The sequence below is a fragment of the Actinoplanes sp. TFC3 genome (assembly GCF_001553785.1).
Lineage (GTDB): Bacteria > Actinomycetota > Actinomycetes > Mycobacteriales > Micromonosporaceae > Actinoplanes.
This window is the reverse complement of sequence record NZ_LOJP01000001.1, coordinates 1,181,387-1,199,133: the sequence shown is the minus strand read 5'-3', so window position 1 is coordinate 1,199,133 and position 17,747 is coordinate 1,181,387. Positions and strand designations below refer to the sequence as shown.

Annotated in this window: 16 protein-coding genes; 4 read left to right on the top strand and 12 right to left on the bottom strand. The window is 67.5% G+C overall.

All coding sequences use genetic code 11. From position 1 onward, the window contains the following. Positions 1 to 18: 18 nt before the first annotated feature. The 5 genes from TFC3_RS05385 to TFC3_RS05365 all read right to left on the bottom strand — a co-directional run bounded on the left by TFC3_RS05385 (position 19) and on the right by TFC3_RS05365 (position 4,512). Positions 19 to 978 (bottom strand): cation diffusion facilitator family transporter, encoded by a 960-nt coding sequence (locus TFC3_RS05385; RefSeq protein WP_067496409.1) that lies wholly within the window; start codon positions 976 to 978, stop codon positions 19 to 21. Then, entirely contained in the window at positions 975 to 2,195 is a 1,221-nt protein-coding gene (locus tag TFC3_RS05380; RefSeq protein WP_067496406.1) for an SIS domain-containing protein, read from the bottom strand. Before TFC3_RS05380 ends, TFC3_RS05385 begins: the two co-directional genes overlap by 4 nt. 1 nt (position 2,196) lies before the next feature. Further along, a complete protein-coding gene (locus TFC3_RS05375) occupies positions 2,197 to 2,397 on the bottom strand; it encodes a Trm112 family protein (RefSeq protein ID WP_067496403.1) in 201 nt (66 codons plus the stop codon). Positions 2,398 to 2,443: 46 nt separating this feature from the next. Beyond that, the gene (locus TFC3_RS05370) at positions 2,444 to 3,823 is read right to left on the bottom strand and encodes a phosphomannomutase/phosphoglucomutase (protein ID WP_067496400.1); all 1,380 of its coding nucleotides are present in this window, start codon (positions 3,821 to 3,823) and stop codon (positions 2,444 to 2,446) included. 128 nt (positions 3,824 to 3,951) lie between these two features. Next, positions 3,952 to 4,512 carry a DUF3455 domain-containing protein gene (locus tag TFC3_RS05365; protein ID WP_067496397.1) on the bottom strand — a complete coding sequence of 187 codons (561 nt, stop codon included), beginning with the start codon at positions 4,510 to 4,512 and terminating at the stop codon, positions 3,952 to 3,954. A gap of 120 nt (positions 4,513 to 4,632) precedes the next feature. On the opposite strand from TFC3_RS05365, the gene TFC3_RS05360 reads away from it, so the two are divergent. Together TFC3_RS05360 and TFC3_RS05355 are read left to right on the top strand one after the other, a co-directional pair. Continuing rightward, the gene (locus TFC3_RS05360; protein ID WP_067496394.1) at positions 4,633 to 5,148 is read left to right on the top strand and encodes a GNAT family N-acetyltransferase; all 516 of its coding nucleotides are present in this window, start codon (positions 4,633 to 4,635) and stop codon (positions 5,146 to 5,148) included. 78 nt (positions 5,149 to 5,226) lie between these two features. Continuing rightward, positions 5,227 to 6,090, top strand: coding sequence for a class I SAM-dependent methyltransferase (locus TFC3_RS05355; protein WP_067496391.1), 864 nt, complete (start codon positions 5,227 to 5,229; stop codon positions 6,088 to 6,090). On the opposite strand, the gene TFC3_RS05350 is transcribed toward TFC3_RS05355, so the two are convergent. The 3 genes from TFC3_RS05350 to TFC3_RS05340 form a co-directional block, all read right to left on the bottom strand. Further along, complete coding sequence (locus TFC3_RS05350) at positions 6,048 to 6,482, bottom strand: DUF779 domain-containing protein (protein WP_067496387.1); 435 nt, start codon at positions 6,480 to 6,482, stop codon at positions 6,048 to 6,050. The two genes, TFC3_RS05355 and TFC3_RS05350, sit on opposite strands and share 43 nt — an antisense overlap. Beyond that, complete coding sequence (locus TFC3_RS05345) at positions 6,482 to 8,005, bottom strand: aldehyde dehydrogenase family protein (RefSeq protein ID WP_067496383.1); 1,524 nt, start codon at positions 8,003 to 8,005, stop codon at positions 6,482 to 6,484. Before TFC3_RS05345 ends, TFC3_RS05350 begins: the two co-directional genes overlap by 1 nt. Before the next feature lie 314 nt (positions 8,006 to 8,319). After that, positions 8,320 to 9,594 carry a diguanylate cyclase gene (locus TFC3_RS05340; protein WP_067496380.1) on the bottom strand — a complete coding sequence of 425 codons (1,275 nt, stop codon included), beginning with the start codon at positions 9,592 to 9,594 and terminating at the stop codon, positions 8,320 to 8,322. Positions 9,595 to 10,519: 925 nt separating this feature from the next. Between TFC3_RS05340 and TFC3_RS05335 the strand changes: the two genes are divergently transcribed. Next, the gene (locus TFC3_RS05335; RefSeq protein WP_067496377.1) at positions 10,520 to 11,107 is read left to right on the top strand and encodes a polysaccharide deacetylase family protein; all 588 of its coding nucleotides are present in this window, start codon (positions 10,520 to 10,522) and stop codon (positions 11,105 to 11,107) included. 34 nt (positions 11,108 to 11,141) lie between these two features. Here the strand turns inward: TFC3_RS05335 and TFC3_RS05330 are convergent, their stop codons facing one another. Next, complete coding sequence (locus TFC3_RS05330; RefSeq protein WP_023358955.1) at positions 11,142 to 11,507, bottom strand: DUF3499 domain-containing protein; 366 nt, start codon at positions 11,505 to 11,507, stop codon at positions 11,142 to 11,144. A 292-nt stretch (positions 11,508 to 11,799) separates the two neighbouring features. Here TFC3_RS05330 and TFC3_RS05325 point away from each other — a divergent pair, with 292 nt between their 5' ends. Further along, a complete protein-coding gene (locus tag TFC3_RS05325; protein ID WP_201787224.1) occupies positions 11,800 to 12,180 on the top strand; it encodes a metallopeptidase family protein in 381 nt (126 codons plus the stop codon). Between the two features lie 244 nt (positions 12,181 to 12,424). Here the strand turns inward: TFC3_RS05325 and TFC3_RS35335 are convergent, their stop codons facing one another. The 3 genes from TFC3_RS35335 to TFC3_RS05315 all read right to left on the bottom strand — a co-directional run bounded on the left by TFC3_RS35335 (position 12,425) and on the right by TFC3_RS05315 (position 17,448). Further along, complete coding sequence (locus tag TFC3_RS35335) at positions 12,425 to 12,682, bottom strand: WhiB family transcriptional regulator (RefSeq protein ID WP_015619224.1); 258 nt, start codon at positions 12,680 to 12,682, stop codon at positions 12,425 to 12,427. 774 nt (positions 12,683 to 13,456) lie between these two features. Further along, positions 13,457 to 15,955, bottom strand: a complete 2,499-nt coding sequence (locus TFC3_RS05320) for a bifunctional FO biosynthesis protein CofGH (protein WP_067496371.1) — start codon at positions 15,953 to 15,955, stop codon at positions 13,457 to 13,459. A 371-nt stretch (positions 15,956 to 16,326) separates the two neighbouring features. Then, complete coding sequence (locus TFC3_RS05315) at positions 16,327 to 17,448, bottom strand: hypothetical protein (RefSeq protein ID WP_067496368.1); 1,122 nt, start codon at positions 17,446 to 17,448, stop codon at positions 16,327 to 16,329. Positions 17,449 to 17,747 lie beyond the last annotated feature (299 nt).

The following is a 17,747-nucleotide window of genomic DNA, read 5'->3' as shown; positions in this document are numbered from 1 at the left end:
GTCGGCCGCCTCCCAATCTCAGGTTGCGACGGCGGTGTCCGCTGCCGTCAGGTTTGTCGCCTTCGCCGGGTGGTAGATGTCCGGTTCGAGATAGATTACCCGGGCAATGGGCAGCGCTTCGCGGATGCGGGCCTCGGTTTCGTTGATGTGCCGGGCCACCTCCTGCGCCTGCTCGGTCGGCGGCACCGCGATCTTCGCGGCGACAAGCAGCTCCTCGGGGCCCAGGTAGAGCGTCTTCATGTGGATGATGCGCTCGATGCCGTCGCCACTGCAGATGGCCTTCTCCAGCTTGGCAACATCCTCGGGGTTGGCGCCCTCGCCGATCAGCAAGCTCTTCGTCTCGACCGCCAGCACCCCGGCGATGACCACCAGCAGCAGGCCGATGGCGGCCGTGCCGATGCCGTCCCAGATGCCGTTGCCGGTGATCAGCGTCAGCCCGACACCGAGCAGCGCGAACACCAGACCGACCAGTGCGCCCGCGTCCTCAAGCAGGACAACCGGCAGCTCAGGGGCCTTGGCGCGGCGGATGTAGTCGACCCAGGAGGTCTTGCCACGGGTGTGGTTGGACTCCTTGATCGCGGTGCGGAACGAGAAGCCCTCGAGGCCGATCGCGATCAGCAGGACAACGACCGGCACCCACTTCCACGACTCGATCGCCTCGGGGTGCTGGATCTTGTGCCAGGCCTCGTAGAGCGCGAACAGGCCACCGATGCTGAACAGCACGATCGAGACGATGAACGCGAAGATGTAGCGCTCCCGTCCGTACCCGAAAGGATGTTCGGGGGTGGCCTTGCGGGTTGATCGCTTGCCACCGAGCAGGAGCAGGCCCTGGTTGCCGGAGTCCGCGACCGAGTGGATGGCCTCGGCGAGCATCGACGACGAGCCCGTGAGCAGCCAGGCGATGAACTTTGTGACAGCGATGCCGAGGTTGGCCCCCAGCGCTGCGAGAATTGCTTTGGTGCCGCCGCCCGCGCTCACTGCATGCTCTCCGGCATCGGGTTGCTCAATTCCTTCATCTCGTTGATCGCAGGCACGGCCATGGGGTCCAGGCCGTGCGCCAAAGCCAGATAAATCGAAGCGAAATCCGGTACGGCGGTCAGCGACGCCAGCCGCTCCAACGCCGAACCACCCTCGGCGGTCAACACGTCGCACCGCACGCCACGGCGCTCGGCGAGCACCTGGACGGCCTCGGCCCGGCGTTCCTCCACCGCGACCGGCTCGTCCGCGTCCTCTTCCGGGTTGAGACCGCCGTCGCGGAGCACGACCAGGCGCAACCGCGTGGTGTCCTCCTCCTCGTCGGGGTCGGCGAAGATGTCGCGCGCCGACTCCGCGAGCCCACCGAACGGGCCGTCCAGCAGACCGACGCGGCCCCGGCCGGCCTCGCCGAGGGCGCCGGCCATCACGGGGTAGCGGGCGTTGGCGGCAAGCGTGTCGGCGAAACGCCGCGCGGCGACGGTGGCCAGCGGCGATGAACCCCAGACAATCGGAACAGAACCGGCCAGATCGAGCGCCAATGACTTCGCCGGGTTGACGAACGCCTCGGCGCCGGGACGGCACCGCTCGGCGTCGGCGTCGAGGCGGGCCGCGGTCTCCGCGAAGTCGGCCTCGTTGACCTTGACCAGACCGAGTGCGCGGGCGGCCAGCAGCACCGGCACGGCCAGGCCCCACAGGCTGGCGCGGGCCGGGGCACGGCGCGGCACCGGGATGAACGGCGCGCGGGCCCGCTCGGCCATGGACTGCAGCTCGGAATCCGGGTTGCCGATCGCGACGAGGCGGGCGCCCCGGCGCGAAGCGGCGTCCGCGGCAGCCAGCGCCTCCGGGCTGCGACCGGACGCGGAAACGGCGATGACGACGTCCGCCGCGCCCACCCAGCCCGGTACGCCGGCGCTGCGGTGCCCGATCACCGGGACCGGGCACCGGGGGCCGGCCACCGTGGCCAGGATGTTGCCGGTCAGCCCGGCAGTGCCGATGCCGGCCACGACGACCGCGCGGGGCCGGCCCTCGTCGGCCAGGCTGGTCAGGTTGGCCTCGGCGGCCAGCGCCGCCGACTCCCGGACCTGGGCGCCGGCGGACGCGGTGGCGCGCAGCATGCCGCCCGGGTCCTTGGCGAGCATCGCCTTCTCGTCTTCGAGCAGCGACTCATCGGCCACCCGGCGGCCGGTCAGGCCGGTTCCGGCGTGTCTCGGGCTCGCCATGTCAGCCCACCTCATTTCGCGCTGTGGGGCCGGTCCCGGGCCGGGCCTCGTCCAGCAGCAGGACCGGGATGTCGTCACGTACCTCGAACACCCGCCCGCACTCGGTGCAGGTGAGCGTCTGTGCATCCGCTTCGTAGCGCAGCGGCGCATGGTGCGTGTCAGGGCAGGCCAGTATGTCCAGCAACTGCGGATCGAGGGCCACCGAGCGGCTCCTTCGTGACGCGATATGTATCCAGGACCAGGTGATCCTAACCGCGCACGATGCCGAGCACTTCGTCCCGGAGGGCCACCATCCGGTCGGGCTTGGGCGCCTCGACGTTCAGGCGCAGCAGCGGCTCGGTGTTGGAGGCCCGCAGGTTGAACCAGGACCCGTCGCTGAGCTGGACCGTCAGGCCGTCCAGGCGGTCGATCGTGGCGTCCGGGTAGGCGGCCTCAACCTCCGCGATCCTGGCGCCGGCGTCGGCGACCGTGGAGTTGACCTCACCGGAGGCGCAGTAGCGCTCGAACTCGGCCGCGAACTGTGACAGCGGCTCGTCCTGCCCGCCCAGCGCCGCGAGCACGTGCATCGCGGCCAGCATGCCGGTGTCGGCGAACCAGAAGTCACGGAAGTAGTAGTGGGCGGAATGTTCACCGCCGAAGACGGCGTTCGTGCGGGCCATTTCGGCCTTGATGAAGGAATGGCCCACGCGGCTTCGTACCGGCTGACCGCCGTTTTCCTTGATGATCTCGGGCACGGCAGCCGAGGAGATCAGGTTGTAGATGACCGTGGCGCCGGGCGCCTTGGCCAGTTCGCGCTTGGCCACCAGGGCGGTGATGGCGGACGGGGAAACGGGGTCGCCGTTCTCATCAACGACAAAACAACGGTCGGCGTCGCCGTCAAAAGCCAGACCGATGTCGGCGCCATGCTCACGCACGGCCGCCTGCAGATCGACCAGATTGGCCGGATCCAGCGGGTTGGCCTCATGGTTCGGGAAAGAACCATCCAATTCGAAATACATCGGTACGATCTCAAGTGGCAAAGCGGCCAGAAGCTGATCTCCCAGCACGGCCGGCACGGTGTAACCGCCCATGCCATTGCCCGCGTCCACGACGATCTTGAGCGGGCGGATATCGCTGAGGTCGACCAGCTTGCGCAGGTGCTCGGCGTACCCGGACAGCAGCGCGACGTGCTCGACATTGGGCGGCATTTCGCCAACCGCACCGAGATCGTTCAGCAGTTCCTCGGCGCGCACCCGGACTACCGCGAGACCACTGTCCTGACCCACCGGCTTGGCCCCGGCCCGGCACAACTTGATGCCGTTGTACTGCGCCGGATTGTGGCTCGCCGTGAACATCGCACCGGGCAGGTTCAGCACCCCGGAGGCGTAATACAGCTCATCGGTCGAACCCAGACCGATGTGTACGACCGCGGCTCCGGCGGAATTCGCGCCGGCGGCAAAAGCGGCGGCCAGTGCGGGCCCGGTCTCCCGCATGTCATGGGCGATGACGATCTTCTCGGCGTCGTCGCCGGACTCCCGCAGCATCTCCACGAAAGCGGTACCCAGGGCCCGGGCGACGGTCTCGTTGAGCTGCTCCGGCACGACGCCTCGCACGTCGTACGCCTTCACGAGCTGGGACAGGTCAGTCAACGCACACTCCTTGGGCGATTTACTGTCCCGCCGAGACTAACGGAGTGCCGGTACCCAGAAGGCGGCAACCGGGGTTCCGAAAAACCGCGATGTGCGCACGTCACACCGCGGTTCCCCGATCGTTAATGTCAGCCCCAGAAGACGTAAACGGCGCTGTAAGGAACGGCCGTGGTGGAACCATCGGTGCAGGTGCCGGCGGGCGCGACACCGCCCGAGGTGTACAGACGCTGGATGTAGCTGGCCTTGGCAAGCACGCCGTCGGCCGGGCCACTGTGGCTGTTGATCTGCAGCAGCAGCTCCGGGATCGTCCCGGCGCGCGTCTGCTCACCCACCTTGGCCGCGGTGACCAGCGAATCGTCCCGCTCGGACTGCCAGCTCGGTCCCTTGAAGTGGTGCAGCCGGCCGCCGGTTCCGGCGAGCTGCGCCTCGGGTACCGACGCCCCCGCGAAGGAACCGTTGGCGCAGGTGTAGGTCTGGGTCCCTCGAACCACCTTGTAGGTGCCGATCCGGCGCAGGCCGGCGGGCGGGTCAATGGGCGAAGCCACCGTGCTGGCGCTGGGCCGCGGACCCGGGCGGCCCGGGCCCTGGCTCTGCTCGGCGGCGGAGGCCTGGAACGTCACAGCGGTCAGTGCACCGACGACGGTGAGCGCCGCTCCGGACAGGATCGCGGTACGAACGGGAGTTCGCATGGATGGTGCTCCTTATGAAGACTCGGGTGTCCACCGAGCCGTACGGAGCTGACCTCGTCCCCAGTTCATCGATTGCCCCAAATGGCTATCCCAGTTGACCCGATCGGACAAGCTGCATCAATGGACATCGAAATGCGCCCGGTAAATGATGAGGATTTATCAGTCTTGCACCGTTTTGCGATCGAGCCAGGACTGATAGGGCCCAACTGGTACGGCTACCGCAACGTGCAGACCCTGAACAAGAGGTACGCCGAAGACGGCTTCCTCAACGACAATGACAGCCGCGTCATGGTTATCGCCGACGCCCAAACCGCGGGGCTGACCTCTTGGCAATCGGGAACTTTCGGCCGCTACGGCTCGTACTGGGAAATCGGCATCGTGCTGCTTCCGGAGTTCCGAGGTCGCGGCATCGGCTGGCGGGCGCAGGCGATGGTAAGCGACTACTTGTTCGAGCACACGCCGGTGCAGCGCATTCAGGCGACCACTCAGGCCGACAACGTGGCTGGGCAGAAGTCGCTGGTCAAGGCCGGGTTTCAGGTTGAGGGTGTGATCCGGTCGGCGGAGTTTCGGGCGGGTCAGTGGCGGGACGCATTGATGTACAGCCGGTTGCGGGCGGATCCGGTGGTTGCGTGGTGAGGGTTTGAGCTGCTTGCCCGCCCTCAGACCCGCGGCTTGCTGGCCCGGCACGGGAGATCGGCGTGGCAGGGTGATCGGGTGAGTGATGACGCCTGGTCCGAGATCGCCGAGCTGTGGTCCGAATTGTGGGGACAACTCCCGGCACCCATTTGGCGGGTGGTTCTTGATGCGGGCGGCATCAGCCGTGGGGCGAAGGTGCTGGATGTGGGGTGCGGTGCGGGTGACTTCGTCGCGTACGCCCGCAGTGTTGGCCTGGACGCCTTCGGAGTTGATCCGGCGCCGGGCATGGTTGAGGTCGCCGACCGGAAACTGACGGCCGAGCCGGAAGGCTTGAGGTCCAAACTGGACATCTCCGCGGCTTTCGTGCGCGGGCCGAAAGCCTTCGAAGGCATGCCGGAGACCTCTGCAACCGGGCCGGGGGCTCTTGCGGCCCAGCCGGGGTTTTCAGCGGGCGCTATCCGGCTGGCCGAGGCCGAACATCTCCTTTGGCCGGACGACACCTTCCACCTGGTGACCGCCTTCAACTCGGTGCAATTCGCCGGCGACACCGACGCGGCGCTCTTCGAGATGATCCGCGTGACCTTGCCGGGCGGGCATGTCGCGGTAGCGAACTGGGCCGAGCGCGACCTCAACGAAGTGGACTCGGTGGAACGAGCGCTCGATGATGAGCCGCCCGGACCGGATGGCGATTTGCGGGTGGCCGGCGGTCTTGAGGAGTTGTTCGGGGACTGCGGGCTGACCGTGGTCGCGTCCGGCTTGGTGGAGATGCCGTGGGAGGTGCCCGACGAAGCGGCCCTCGTACGGGGCATTCTGCTCGGTGAGGAGCCCGCTCTCGCTCCGGAGGTGACCGCCGCGGCCTTGCCGTACCGGAATGAGAGCGGGGGTTATCGGTTCGTCAATCACTTCCGCTTTGCTGTGGGACGGAAGTCCGCCGGCTCCTGATTGTGCTGTGGGACGGAAGCCAGCCGGCTCCTGATAAGGAAGCGCACGCCGTCGGGGGCTTCGAGGCTGAAGCCGCTCCCCCGGCCCGGCACGACATCCACCGTCAGATGGGTGTGCTTCCACGTCTCGTACTGCGCGTTGCTCATCCAGAACTGCACGGGCTCGTCCACCCCGTCGATGCGCAACTCTTCCAGCAGGATGTCGCTGGAACCGGTGCGGAACTCACCGTCGGGGTAGCACATCGGCGCGCTGCCGTCGCAGCAGCCGCCGGACTGATGGAACATCAGCGGTCCGTGCCGCCCCCGCAGCGAGCGGATGAGGTCCGCCGCTGCGGGGGTCACGTCGACCCGGGCACCCCTCGCCGCCGGGTCGCGATCGGCCGGTGTGGTCATCAGAAGAAGCCCATCGCCTTGGGCGAGTAGCTCACCAGCAGGTTCTTGGTCTGCTGGTAGTGGTCGAGCATCATCTTGTGGTTCTCGCGGCCGATGCCGGACTGCTTGTACCCGCCGAATGCGGCGTGCGCGGGGTACTGGTGGTAGCAGTTTGTCCACACTCGACCGGCCTTGATCTCCCGGCCTGCCCGATATGCCTGAGTGATGTCGCGCGTCCAGACACCGGCGCCAAGACCGTACAAGGTGTCATTGGCGATTTTGATTGCGTCTTCATAGTCCGAGAATGAAGTCACCGACACGACCGGACCGAAGATCTCCTCCTGGAAGATTCGCATGGAGTTCGCGCCCTCGAAAACCGTCGGCTGCACGTAGTAACCACCGGACAAATCACCACCGAGGTCGCCGCGCGCGCCGCCGATGAGGACCTTTGCGCCCTCCTGCTTGCCGATGTCGATGTAGGACAGGATCTTCTCGAGCTGGTCGTTCGACGCCTGCGCGCCGACCTGGGTGTCGGTGTCCAGGGGGTTGCCTTGCTTGAGGTTCTCCACGCGCTTGACGCCGGCGGCGAGGAAGTCCGAGTAGTGGCCCTGCTGGATCAGCGCCCGCGACGGACAGGTGCAGACCTCGCCCTGGTTGAGCGCGAACATCGTGAAGCCTTCGAGCGACTTGTCCAAGAAGTCGTCGTCGGCTCGGCTGACATCGTCGAAGAAGAGGTTCGGGCTCTTGCCGCCGAGCTCCAGCGTCACCGGGATGATGTTCTCCGACGCGTACTGCATGATCAGGCGCCCGGTGGTGGTCTCGCCGGTGAACGCGACCTTGGCAACCCGGCTGGACGATGCGAGCGGTTTGCCCGCTTCCACGCCGAAACCGTTGACGATGTTGAGCACACCCGGCGGCAGCAGGTCACCGATGATCGACATCAGGTAGTGGATGGACGCCGGGGTCTGCTCGGCCGGCTTCAGCACGACGGTGTTGCCCGCCGCCAGTGCAGGGGCGAGCTTCCACACCGCCATCAGGATCGGAAAGTTCCACGGGATGATCTGCGCGACCACACCCAGCGGCTCGTGGAAGTGGTAGGCGACCGTGTCATCGTCGATCTCGCCGAGCGTCCCCTCCTGGGCGCGCAAAGCCCCGGCAAAATAGCGGAAATGGTCAACGGCCAGCGGCAGGTCCGCAGCCAGGGTCTCGCGTACCGGCTTGCCGTTCTCCCACGTCTCGGCGACGGCGAGCCGCTCGAGGTTCGCCTCCATCCGATCGGCGATCTTGTTCAGCACATTCGCGCGATCGGCCACCGAGGTATGCCCCCAGGCCGGCGCCGCACCGTGCGCGGCATCCAAGGCCCGCTCGACGTCGTCGGCCGTGCCCCGGGCAACCTCGCAGAACGCCCGACCCGTGACCGGCGACGGATTCTCGAAGTATTGGCCCTTCGCGGGCGGGACGTACTCGCCGCCGATCCAGTGGTCGTAGCGGCTCTGAAACTCAACGATCGATCCGTCCGTGCCGGGCGGGGCGTAAATGGTCATCGCTACGTCCTCCTCGTCCTGCGTTTCACGGTCCTGCGCGGGCGTGTCGCGGCTTCGGCGTTTCCAGGCCGCCGTGTCCGTCGAGGACCGATTTGTCAGCTACCGCTTGCGCTGCGTTCGACTCACGCCCGAGCCGCACCCGCGCCCTACCGGTCCTGCGTTTGCGCCGCGTCCTGCTGATGCTTCATCTGCACCCGCGTTCCGCTGATGCTTGGGTTTGCCCGCGTTCCGCTCACGCTTGATATGCGGCCGCGTTCCCTGACCTTGATTCGCATGCCTTTTCCGCTGGCGCTTGATCCGCGCTCCTACGGACGTTAATGACGAGGACGTTGCACAGACGTTGCAACGCCGTACTCTCCGGCGAGCTCAACTATGCGGTCGAAGGCGGGCCGCCGAGCCGGTGACCCTTGCGGCAGCGTGGTCGCGTAGGCCTCCCACATCTGCAGGTCATCCGCACCCCATGGGGCGTCGAGCCAAGCCCGGATCAGCTTCGCATCCCCCGTCGCGAGCACCGCGCCGCGCAGCCGGGAGTCGATGAGGTTGCGCAGCCGAACCACGCCGGGCGCATCCGACGACGGCAACAGCGGTCCGGCGTAGGCCGTAAGCGCGTCGCCGACAAGCCCATCGTCCAGCAGGCGCGTCACCGTCAAGAAATCCGCCGCCACCTCACCGCGCAACCGGTAAGGCCGTGAATCCAGCAGTTCCGGCCCCAGAATCCGGCGCAGCCGCGACAGTTCAGCGCGCACGGTCACCGGATTCGAATCATCGGCATAAAGGTCAAAACCCAGTTGCTCGCCGGTACGTCCAGACGGGTGCACCAGCAGCAGGCACAGCAACTCCGAGTGACGCCGACTGAGCCGGCGGCTCTTTCCGTTGACCGCCACCACCGCATCCTCACGCCCCAAAACGGACACCGATGGTGCCCGGGGCGCCTGAGAGCCGAGGAACGCCTCCGCCGCCAAGGCGGTCGCCCGAACCAGGGCCAAACTGTGCGGGTGAGCCAAGTGATCGCCGCCGGTCACGTCAATGGCGCCGAGCAGCAGCCCCGTTGCCGGGTCGTGAATAGGCGCAGCCGCGCAGGTCCAACGCTGCACGCCGCGACTGAAATGCTCGGTGGCGAAGATCTGCACCGAGTGATCGACCGCCAGCGCCGTCCCCGGCGCGTTCGTCCCCACATGCGCCTCGTCCCAGCGAGCGCCAGGTACAAAGTTCATGGACTCGGCGCCGCGCAGCACCGTAGCGTGTCCCTCAACCCACAGCAGCCGGCCGTACGCGTCGCACACCGCCATCAGATGCGCGCCATCGTCGGCCAGACCGCCGAGCAGGTCCCGGAATATCGGTAACACCCGGGCAAGGGGATGCGCCGCCCGGTACGCCTCGAGATCCCTGTCGGTCAGGTCGATGGGTGCGGTGCTGTCCGGGCTGACTGCCGCACCGGCCGACCGCCGCCACGACTGAGCGACCACATCACGAACTTCCCGGTTCGCCCCGGCATCGCCGGTCAAAAATCGCTCATGGGCCCGGCCGACCTGGCTGATCCGTTCGGCGGGGTCGGCACCGAGATCGAGCGCGAACCAGGGATCGGCCATCCCACACCTCCAGACCACTCCATCGTGACCCAGCTCACCCCCGGCGACAACAGTCTGTCGATTGCCGTTTCGATCGGACCCGGATTCGCCGGAAGCGCCGGTCCCCGGTCGAGGCGGAAGCGCCGGCCCACACACCCGCCGCTCCGGGCGGAAGCGCCGGTCCACACGCCCGCCGCTCCGGCCGGAGGCGTAACCTACGCCGCCCGCGCTCCGGCTTAGACGCGGTCAACGCCTCCCACTCAGGGTTGAAGCGCCGGTCAGAATGTCCCCTTTGGGAGCGGGGCCGTAGCCCTTGATCCGGCTGCCGGCGTCCGGCGGTGATCGCTCAATCGGCTGCTGCTGATCGCGAGGTCTCCCCCATGTGTGCCAGCCCGCCGCGAGCGCCCACTGCGCCGCCGCACGGGCGGCCATATTTCTTCTCGTCCTTGGTGCTGCCTGTTCGGACGGAGATGGCGAGATGCGCAACCTGAAGATGATGGTGACCGGCCTGGCGCTGGCTGGGCTCGCGGGATGCGGCACAGCTTGGGCGGCCGAACGGTCGCCGTCGTGGGTCGCGCCGTCCGCGTCCTCGCACTCCCGAACGGAATCAGCATCGCCCGACAAGTCGGACTCGTCGGCTGGCGGCTCCCACGCTGCGGACGCCTCTGGCGAATCGGACTCATCCGCTGCAAGCGATTCCTCAGACATCGCATCCGACGCCGCCGGCTCGGGCACCTCAAAAGACTCGGGCTCCGCGACTGGCTCGGTGACTTCGACCTCTGGCTCGGGGACTTCGACCTCCGGCTCGGAGGCGCCTACCGATGGGACCGGAGCGCCCACTCCAGGAACAGCGGCTCAGCCTGCCTCTGCGGGTTCTCCGGCTCACGCGGCGTCCGATTCGTCAGCGGCGGCCAAGCCCCACGGTGATGGCCCGGCGAAGAGCCTCATGCGCACCGGCGGCGATGAAGTGGCGCTGACCTTCGACGATGGCCCCGACCCGGTGCAGACACCGAGGATGCTCGACCTGCTGAAGCAGCAGGGCGTGAAGGCAACGTTCTGCCTGGTTGGCCAGAACGCGGCGGCGCACCCTGAGCTCGTACAGCGAATCGCGGCCGAAGGCCACACGCTTTGCAATCACTCCTGGAATCACAGTTTGACGCTCGGCAGGCAGAAGCCGGCGGCGATTCGGGCGGACTTGGAGAAGACCAACGATGCCATCCGGGCTGCAGTGCCGGATGCCGAGATCAAGTACATGCGTGCGCCGGGCGGCAACTTCACGCCTGCGCTCGTTGAGGCGGCCGCCGAGCAGGGCATGACATCCATTTACTGGCAGCTCGACCCGCGCGACTGGGACCACTCCACCGACGCCTCCGACGGCGCTCACGAGGCCCGGGTCGTCAAGACCGTCAAGAAGCACGTCGGCAAGGGGGCGATCATCCTGTCCCACGACTACGGCCAGCCGGACACGATCGCGGCGTACAAGACGCTGATCCCGTGGCTGAAGAGCCGCTACGACCTGATCGCCCTGCCCTGAGACGAGCGCAACGGCACGCGGAACGAAAGAAGGCTCAGTGCGAGGGCGGGATGACCCGGAGATGACCGCGGCGGCCGGTTTGATGGCCGGGGAGGTTGTCGTGCTCCTCCGGACGCGGCGGCGGGGCTGGGCGCGCAGCTTCGCGGACGGCGTCGGCCAGGGCAACCAGATCGTCGGTCGTGGGCGGCGGTGGGGCGAAATCGCCGTCGTGGCGGACCAGTTCCCAGCCTCGGGGGGCGGTGAGGCTGCGGGCGTGGGGTTCGCAGAGGTCGTACGTGTGCGGCTCGGCGAATGCGGCAAGGGGTCCGACCACCGCCGTGGAATCGCTGTAGACGTAGGTCAGGGTGGCGACCGCCTGTCGGGGACAGCCGTTACGGGAGCAGCGCCGTGGGGACCTCACGGCGGCACGTTATCTCTAAGCGCGCTCTCGCGGGGCCGATGCCGCCCGCGACACGCCGAGCGGTGATGCATCACGAATTAGCGATGCCGCCGCGACACGCCGTCCCAATGGGACGAATTCCGGCGTCTGAAACTCGCCGCACACAGCCTGAGCACGGAGTACGGCGTTTGCGGGCTAGGCTGGCGGTGTGACAACCAGTCCCGACCGCCGCCGGGCCGGCTCTGAACCGGGCCGGACCCCCCGAACCGCCGGACCGGGTCGCCCTACTCGACGCGACCGGCACGGGCGAGGGCTGCGTGGCCGGCTCGTTCCGGCGACGGTGCCGCTTGCTCGTACCAAGGCAGAGATCTTTGATGATCTTGTTTTGGACACGGTCGAAAGCTTGGAACGCCGCTATGCCAAGGAATTGGCTGGCGTCGAGTTCGCCGTCGAGGACGTTCCGCCGGATCTCAACGTGTACGACTCTGACGTGCTGGAGGATGGCGAGGTGCCACTGGCGCGCCTGCTGCCGGGGCGCCCGGGACGTCAGGAGCTTCCGCCGCGCATCGTGCTCTATCGCCGTCCGCTGGAGTTTCGCGCCATGGATCGTGAGGACCTGGCGGACCTGGTCCACGACGTCATCATCGAGCAGGTAGCGAACCTTCTCGGCGTTGACCCGGACGAACTCACCTAAGCCGGATTGCCCGTACGCAAACAGCGGCTCGGGCGCGGTCCAAGAGGCCCCCACCTCGTGGATCCGCAGCCCGCCGCCGATCTACCGCTCGCGTCGCGGCTTCAATGCTGCATTCCGGCCGTACTCAGTTTCCTCGCGATCGGCCTCTGTCCGCTGCCCCCGGCAGCGTGCGCGAATCGCCTACGCCTTGGTCTTACCCCCAACTTCGCCACATGCCCCCCGGCGTCGTGACGACAGTTGGTGCTCAGGCAACGCGGCGCTTGAGTTTGCGGCGCTCCCGTTCGGAGAGGCCGCCCCAAATACCAAATCGCTCATCGTGACCGAGTGCGTACTCCAGGCATTCGGCTTTGACATCACAGCGGCCGCAGATTCTCTTCGCCTCGCGAGTTGAACCGCCTTTTTCCGGGAAGAAAGCCTCCGGATCAGTCTGCGAACACAGCGCCCGCTCCTGCCACTCGGGCGCGTCCCCCAGCAGGTCGACCCCTTCTACCTGCGCTTCCATCGGCGTGCCTCCTTTTCCGCGCCGGCAGCGATGCCAGCGCTGACCCCCCACGCACGCGGCGTGTTTCTTGCGGGAAATAAGCGGTTCGCGACGCCGCTTTCCCACAACCCCACCGAAATTACACGCGTGTAAGACGTGCGTCGTCAAGCCGAACCTGATAAATAGGCCCGTTCCCACAAGGCTCCGTCTTCACCGCGCGGTCCCGTTCCTGCCCTATCTCTCAGAGCGGTCAAGAGGTAACGCACAGTCGGCGCGTCGGGTCCAAATTACCCCAATTTGTGATGTAGGCACCAGCCCGGATGAGACTTCTCGTGGTAATGCGCAAGAGGTACAAGAGGCCGACATCCGACATCTGGGCGCGGGGCGTGATGGAGTAGATGGTCATGGGCGACCGGAGCCGGAGAGGTGACGATCAGCGGTAACCGACTGCGCGTTGACGCAAGGCTGCTGCCGGCTGCTCACTCCGGTTCTGACTTCTACGGCTAGATGCTGATTACCACCGGTGCTGGGTGCGGCGGGTGTTTTTCGAATCCAGCACACCGCTGGACGCTGATGCAGAAGGACCTACGTGCAAGGGGCGGTGAGCGCAGGCCACGGGGAGCGCAGGCCACAGCGAACGCAGGCAACGGTGAGCGCCCGCTCCGGAGCGCCCCCCTCGGCCTGGCCGACGATTACCGGCGATTCCGGGACGTCATAGACCGCACCCAAGCTCACCTTCGCCCGGCCATCGAAGCCGAACGAAGTGCCCGGACCGCGCGAGCAAACCACCAGACGTCAGCGCCGTCCGTACACCGTCGTCCTCTCAGCCGCGGGTCTCCCCGCGCGCGCCGCAAGGTCCTTCAGCTCTGTGACCGTGCGGGCTGAGCCGTTCTCCGAGCCGGCCATTCGGGAGATTGTTTCCTCCATCAGGGTTCCGCCGAGGTCGTTGCAGCCGCCGTTCAGCATGGCGATCGTGCCCTCGTCGCCGAGCTTGACCCACGAGCACTGCATGTTGCTGATCCGTCCGTGCAGCAGGACGCGGGCCATGGCGTGGACAACCCGGTTTTCCCGCCACGTAGGGCCTGGGCGGGCGATGCCAGCGAGGTAGATCGGCGCGTTGGTGTGGATGAACGGAAGCGCTACGAACTCGGTGAAGCCGCCCGTTACGTCCTGAATGCCGGCGAGCACGCGGAAGTGGCCCAGCCATTGGCGGGGGTGGTCGACGTGGCCGTACATCATCGTGGAGCTGGAGCGGATGCCCACTTGATGGGCGGTGGTGACGACGTCGATCCAGGTTGAGGCGGGCAGCTTGCCCTTGGTGAGCACCCAGCGGACATCGTCGTCGAGGATTTCGGCGGCGGTGCCGGGAATGGTGTCCAGACCGGCCTCGTGCAGTTCGATGAGCCAGTCGCGGATCGACACCCCCGCCTTCGACGCGCCGGTGACGATCTCCATGGGCGAGAACGCGTGGACGTGCATGCCGGGGACTCGTTGTTTGACGGCTCGCACCAGGTCGGCGTACGCGGTGATCGGCATTTTAGGGTCGATGCCCCCCTGCATGCAGACCTCGGTGGCACCGTCGCGCCAGGCCTGCTCCGCGCGGTCCGCGACCTGCTCGACCGAGAGCCGGTACGCGTCGGCGTCGTTCTCGCGTTGGGCGAAGGCACAGAAACGACAGCCGACATAACAGACGTTGGAAAAGTTGATGTTGCGGTTGACCACGTAGGTGATGTCGTCGCCGTTCACCTCTTTGCGCAGGTCATCGGCGAGACGGGTGAGTTCGTCGAGGGCCGAGCCATCCGCGTTGAACAGGGCCATCGCCTTGTCCTCGTGCTCGGGCAGCAGCAGCTTCGCCGGGTCCTCGGCGGCCAGGCGCAGGCCGGCCAGCACATCGGTGTCGGTCTTCTCGTAGACCGGTGTGGACACATGCGTGGCGACCTCGTCCCAGTCGCCGTACACCGAGTCGAAGTCGCCGCGGCGATCACCGGTGCGGCCCTCGGTGTCGATCGTGGCGAACAGGTCGGTGCGGCCGGTCGCGTACGCGTCGTCGGGCTCCTGCCAGGGCAGACCGACCGGCATCGCGTCCTCGCGGGCCAGCCCGGACGCATCGGCCAGCGCTGCGACATGCGCAGACAACCGGGGATCCAGCCAGCCTTCGGGGCGGCGGACGTACTCGGGATAAATCGTCAGACGCTCACGCAGCTCGAAGCCGGAACGGGCTGACATCTGCCGGAGATGGTCGATTTGCGGCCATGGCCGCTCAGGGTTGACGTGATCGGGGGTCACCGGCGAGACGCCACCCCAGTCGTCGATGCCCGCCCGCAGGAGCAGGTCGAACTCGGAGTCGATGAGGTTGGGCGGGGCCTGGATGCGCGCCCTCGGTCCCATGATCACCCTGGTCACCGCGACCGTTGCGGCCAGCTCTCGCAGCTCGGCGTCGGGCATGCCTCGCATCGCGGTGTCCGGCTTTGCCCGAAAATTCTGGACAATAACCTCCTGGATGTGCCCGTACTCGCGAGCGCTGCGACGCATGGCGAAAATGGCGTCCGCACGCTCGGCGCGGGTTTCCCCGATCCCGATGAGGATGCCGGTGGTGAACGGAACGTTCACGCGACCGGCATCGGCGAGCACCCGCAACCGCACCGCAGGTTCCTTGTCGGGCGAGGCATAGTGCGGCTGACCAGGCTCGGACCACAAGCGCGTGGCCGTGGTCTCCAGCATCATGCCCATGCTCGGCGCCACTGGCTTGAGGCGCTGCAGGTCCGCCCAGCTCAGCACGCCCGGGTTGAGGTGCGGCAACAAACCCGTTTCTTCCAGTACGGCCACAGCGCACGCCCGCACATAGTCGAGCGTCGAGTCGTATCCGCGCTCGTCCAGCCATTGCCGAGCCGCCGGCCAGCGGTCCTCGGGCCGGTCGCCAAGCGTGAACAGCGCCTCCTTGCAACCTTGCGCCGCGCCCTCCCGCGCAATCGCGAGCACTTCGTCGCGCTCCAGGAAAGCGGCGGGCAGCCGGTGCGGGACCGTCGCGAACGTGCAGTAATGGCAACGGTCACGGCAGAGCCGGGTCAACGGAATGAAGACCTTTTTCGAGTACGTGACCACACCCGGCCGACCGGCTTCACGTAGCCCGGCGTCCCTTATGCCCCCTGCGATGCCCAGCAATTCGTCCAGCAGCGGCCCATCGGCGGCCAGAAGCGCTGTCGCCTCATCGGCATCGATCGCTTTTCCGGCGGAAGCACGCTTGAGCGCGCGGCGGATGCTGGCTTCGGTTGGCGGAGTGTCCAAGGCTGCCACTCGTGCAGCCTAGGCCGGAAAAAGGTCAACCGCCCTCACGGCGGCTGCGCACAGTTAGTGGCAAGGAACACGCTGCGCCCGGAGCGGGACCGGTACCGGCCGGCTCGGATAACGCGCGGGACGCTAGCGCGGAGCCACGCCGGGAAGGCTGCCGGGTGGGGTGGAAGGCCGCAGTTCGGCGCGAATCCCGGAGGCGGCTCCAGGCCGCCGCTGCGGGCTCAACTGCGCCGGCATCGTCACCGCGTCGAAGAGCTGCAGGCCGGGCCAAGCCGTGGCAAAGACCAGCGGCGGGTCGCGGTTGAAGAGAGTGGGATGGCACGGCAACGGCCGCGGAACTGGATGTCCAGTGCCGCGGCCGTCATTGCTACAACTCAGGTGCGAGGCGGGTCCTGGCGGAACACCTCGGTGCGGTCGTCGTCCGGGTTGTGGGCCGGAATGGCTGCGGTCGGATCCGCGTATCCGCCGGCCGGGGGCTGCGGCGTGCCATGCGGATGCCCCGGCGACGGTGCGAACGGTCCCGGCGGCGGAGTGGGCGCTTGCCCACCATTCGAGTACTCCGATGATGGCTGACCCGCGCCCGGGTAGTCCGACGACTGTCCGGCACCCGGATAGGCAGGCGGTGCAGACGACGGCGCCCCAAACGACGGAGGCGAAGAAGCAGGCGCTCCGAACGAGGGAGGCGCGGAAGCAGGCGCTCCGAACGACGGAGGCGCGGAAGCAGGCGACGGGGAAGCAGGCGGCGACGAGAACGGCGCGCCCTGCGGGTAATTCACAGCAGGCTGCTGAGTCGTAGGCCCGCCCCAGGCAGGCGCCTGACCCCAAGGCTCCGCCGAAGCCCCACCCTGCGACCCCGCCGAGGCTCCAGGCTGCTGTGCCCCACCAGGCTGAGGACCCGGGAAACCGCCAGGCTGGCCACCACCAGGCTGCCCATATGGCGCCTGCCCCGGATACCCGCCCTGCTGCCCCTGCTGCGGCTGCCCCCAAGGCGGCTGCGAATGCTGCTGCGGCCCGCCATGAGGCGCTTGCTGCGGCCCACCGTAAGGCGAAGAACCGTAAGGCGAAGAACCGTAAGGCGACGGCTGCGGCTTAGGCGCGGAGTACAGCGTCTGCCAAACCATGAACACCGCGTACGCAGCCACCGCGAACACAGCCAGCCACGCCACCCGCACGAGCAGTTCCTCGAACGCGACCCGGATGCTCGAACCGGCAATCTTCACGATGGCGATCAGGAAACCGAAGACCACAGCGAAGAACGCCGCCACCGCATACTCGATCAGAGCCACGACGGTCACGAGCCGGGCTTGCCGGTGCCGGGGCTGGATCAGGTGCGCGAGCAGCACAGCGGCCAGCGGCAGCAGGATGATTTCGAGGTTGACGTAGCTGTAGAAGCTGTTCTGTGCCCGGCTCAAGAACGTCAGCCCGACCCCCGACGGGATGAGCCGGATGATCGCCACGAACAGCCAGATCGCCGGCGCGCCGATCAGCGCGTACACCGCCAAATCACGCAGCGGCCGGAGAATCGAGCCTAACGGGCGGCCAGCCGGTGCTGGTGCGGGCTGGGCCGCGGGCTGGGCGCCAGCAGGCCCGGGCGCGCCCGGGTGCGGGCCCGGCGGCGGGGCTGAGCTGGGCTGGTCCGGGTAGGCCGGGCCGGGCTGCGGCGTGCTGGTCACAGCGGCTCTCCAGGTTCGGGACACGAAAGACTCGGGACAAACGCGCTCAGCCTAGTCCCGATAGCCTCATCACACCCGCCACCCGTGGACCGCGATCCGGCGGCGGGTGCGCAAGGATGGTC

What these genes read in the sequence shown, in the direction of transcription:
- TFC3_RS35335 (WP_015619224.1), bottom strand. Translation starts at nt 12,682, where the DNA reads ATGGAAGCGCAGGTAGAAGGGGTCGACCTGCTGGGGGACGCGCCCGAG.
- TFC3_RS05360 (WP_067496394.1), top strand. Translation starts at nt 4,633, where the DNA reads ATGGACATCGAAATGCGCCCGGTAAATGATGAGGATTTATCAGTCTTG.
- TFC3_RS05380 (WP_067496406.1), bottom strand. Translation starts at nt 2,195, where the DNA reads ATGGCGAGCCCGAGACACGCCGGAACCGGCCTGACCGGCCGCCGGGTG.
- TFC3_RS05340 (WP_067496380.1), bottom strand. Translation starts at nt 9,594, where the DNA reads ATGGCCGATCCCTGGTTCGCGCTCGATCTCGGTGCCGACCCCGCCGAA.
- TFC3_RS05335 (WP_067496377.1), top strand. Translation starts at nt 10,520, where the DNA reads ATGCGCACCGGCGGCGATGAAGTGGCGCTGACCTTCGACGATGGCCCC.
- TFC3_RS05350 (WP_067496387.1), bottom strand. Translation starts at nt 6,482, where the DNA reads ATGACCACACCGGCCGATCGCGACCCGGCGGCGAGGGGTGCCCGGGTC.
- TFC3_RS05345 (WP_067496383.1), bottom strand. Translation starts at nt 8,005, where the DNA reads ATGACCATTTACGCCCCGCCCGGCACGGACGGATCGATCGTTGAGTTT.
- TFC3_RS05365 (WP_067496397.1), bottom strand. Translation starts at nt 4,512, where the DNA reads ATGCGAACTCCCGTTCGTACCGCGATCCTGTCCGGAGCGGCGCTCACC.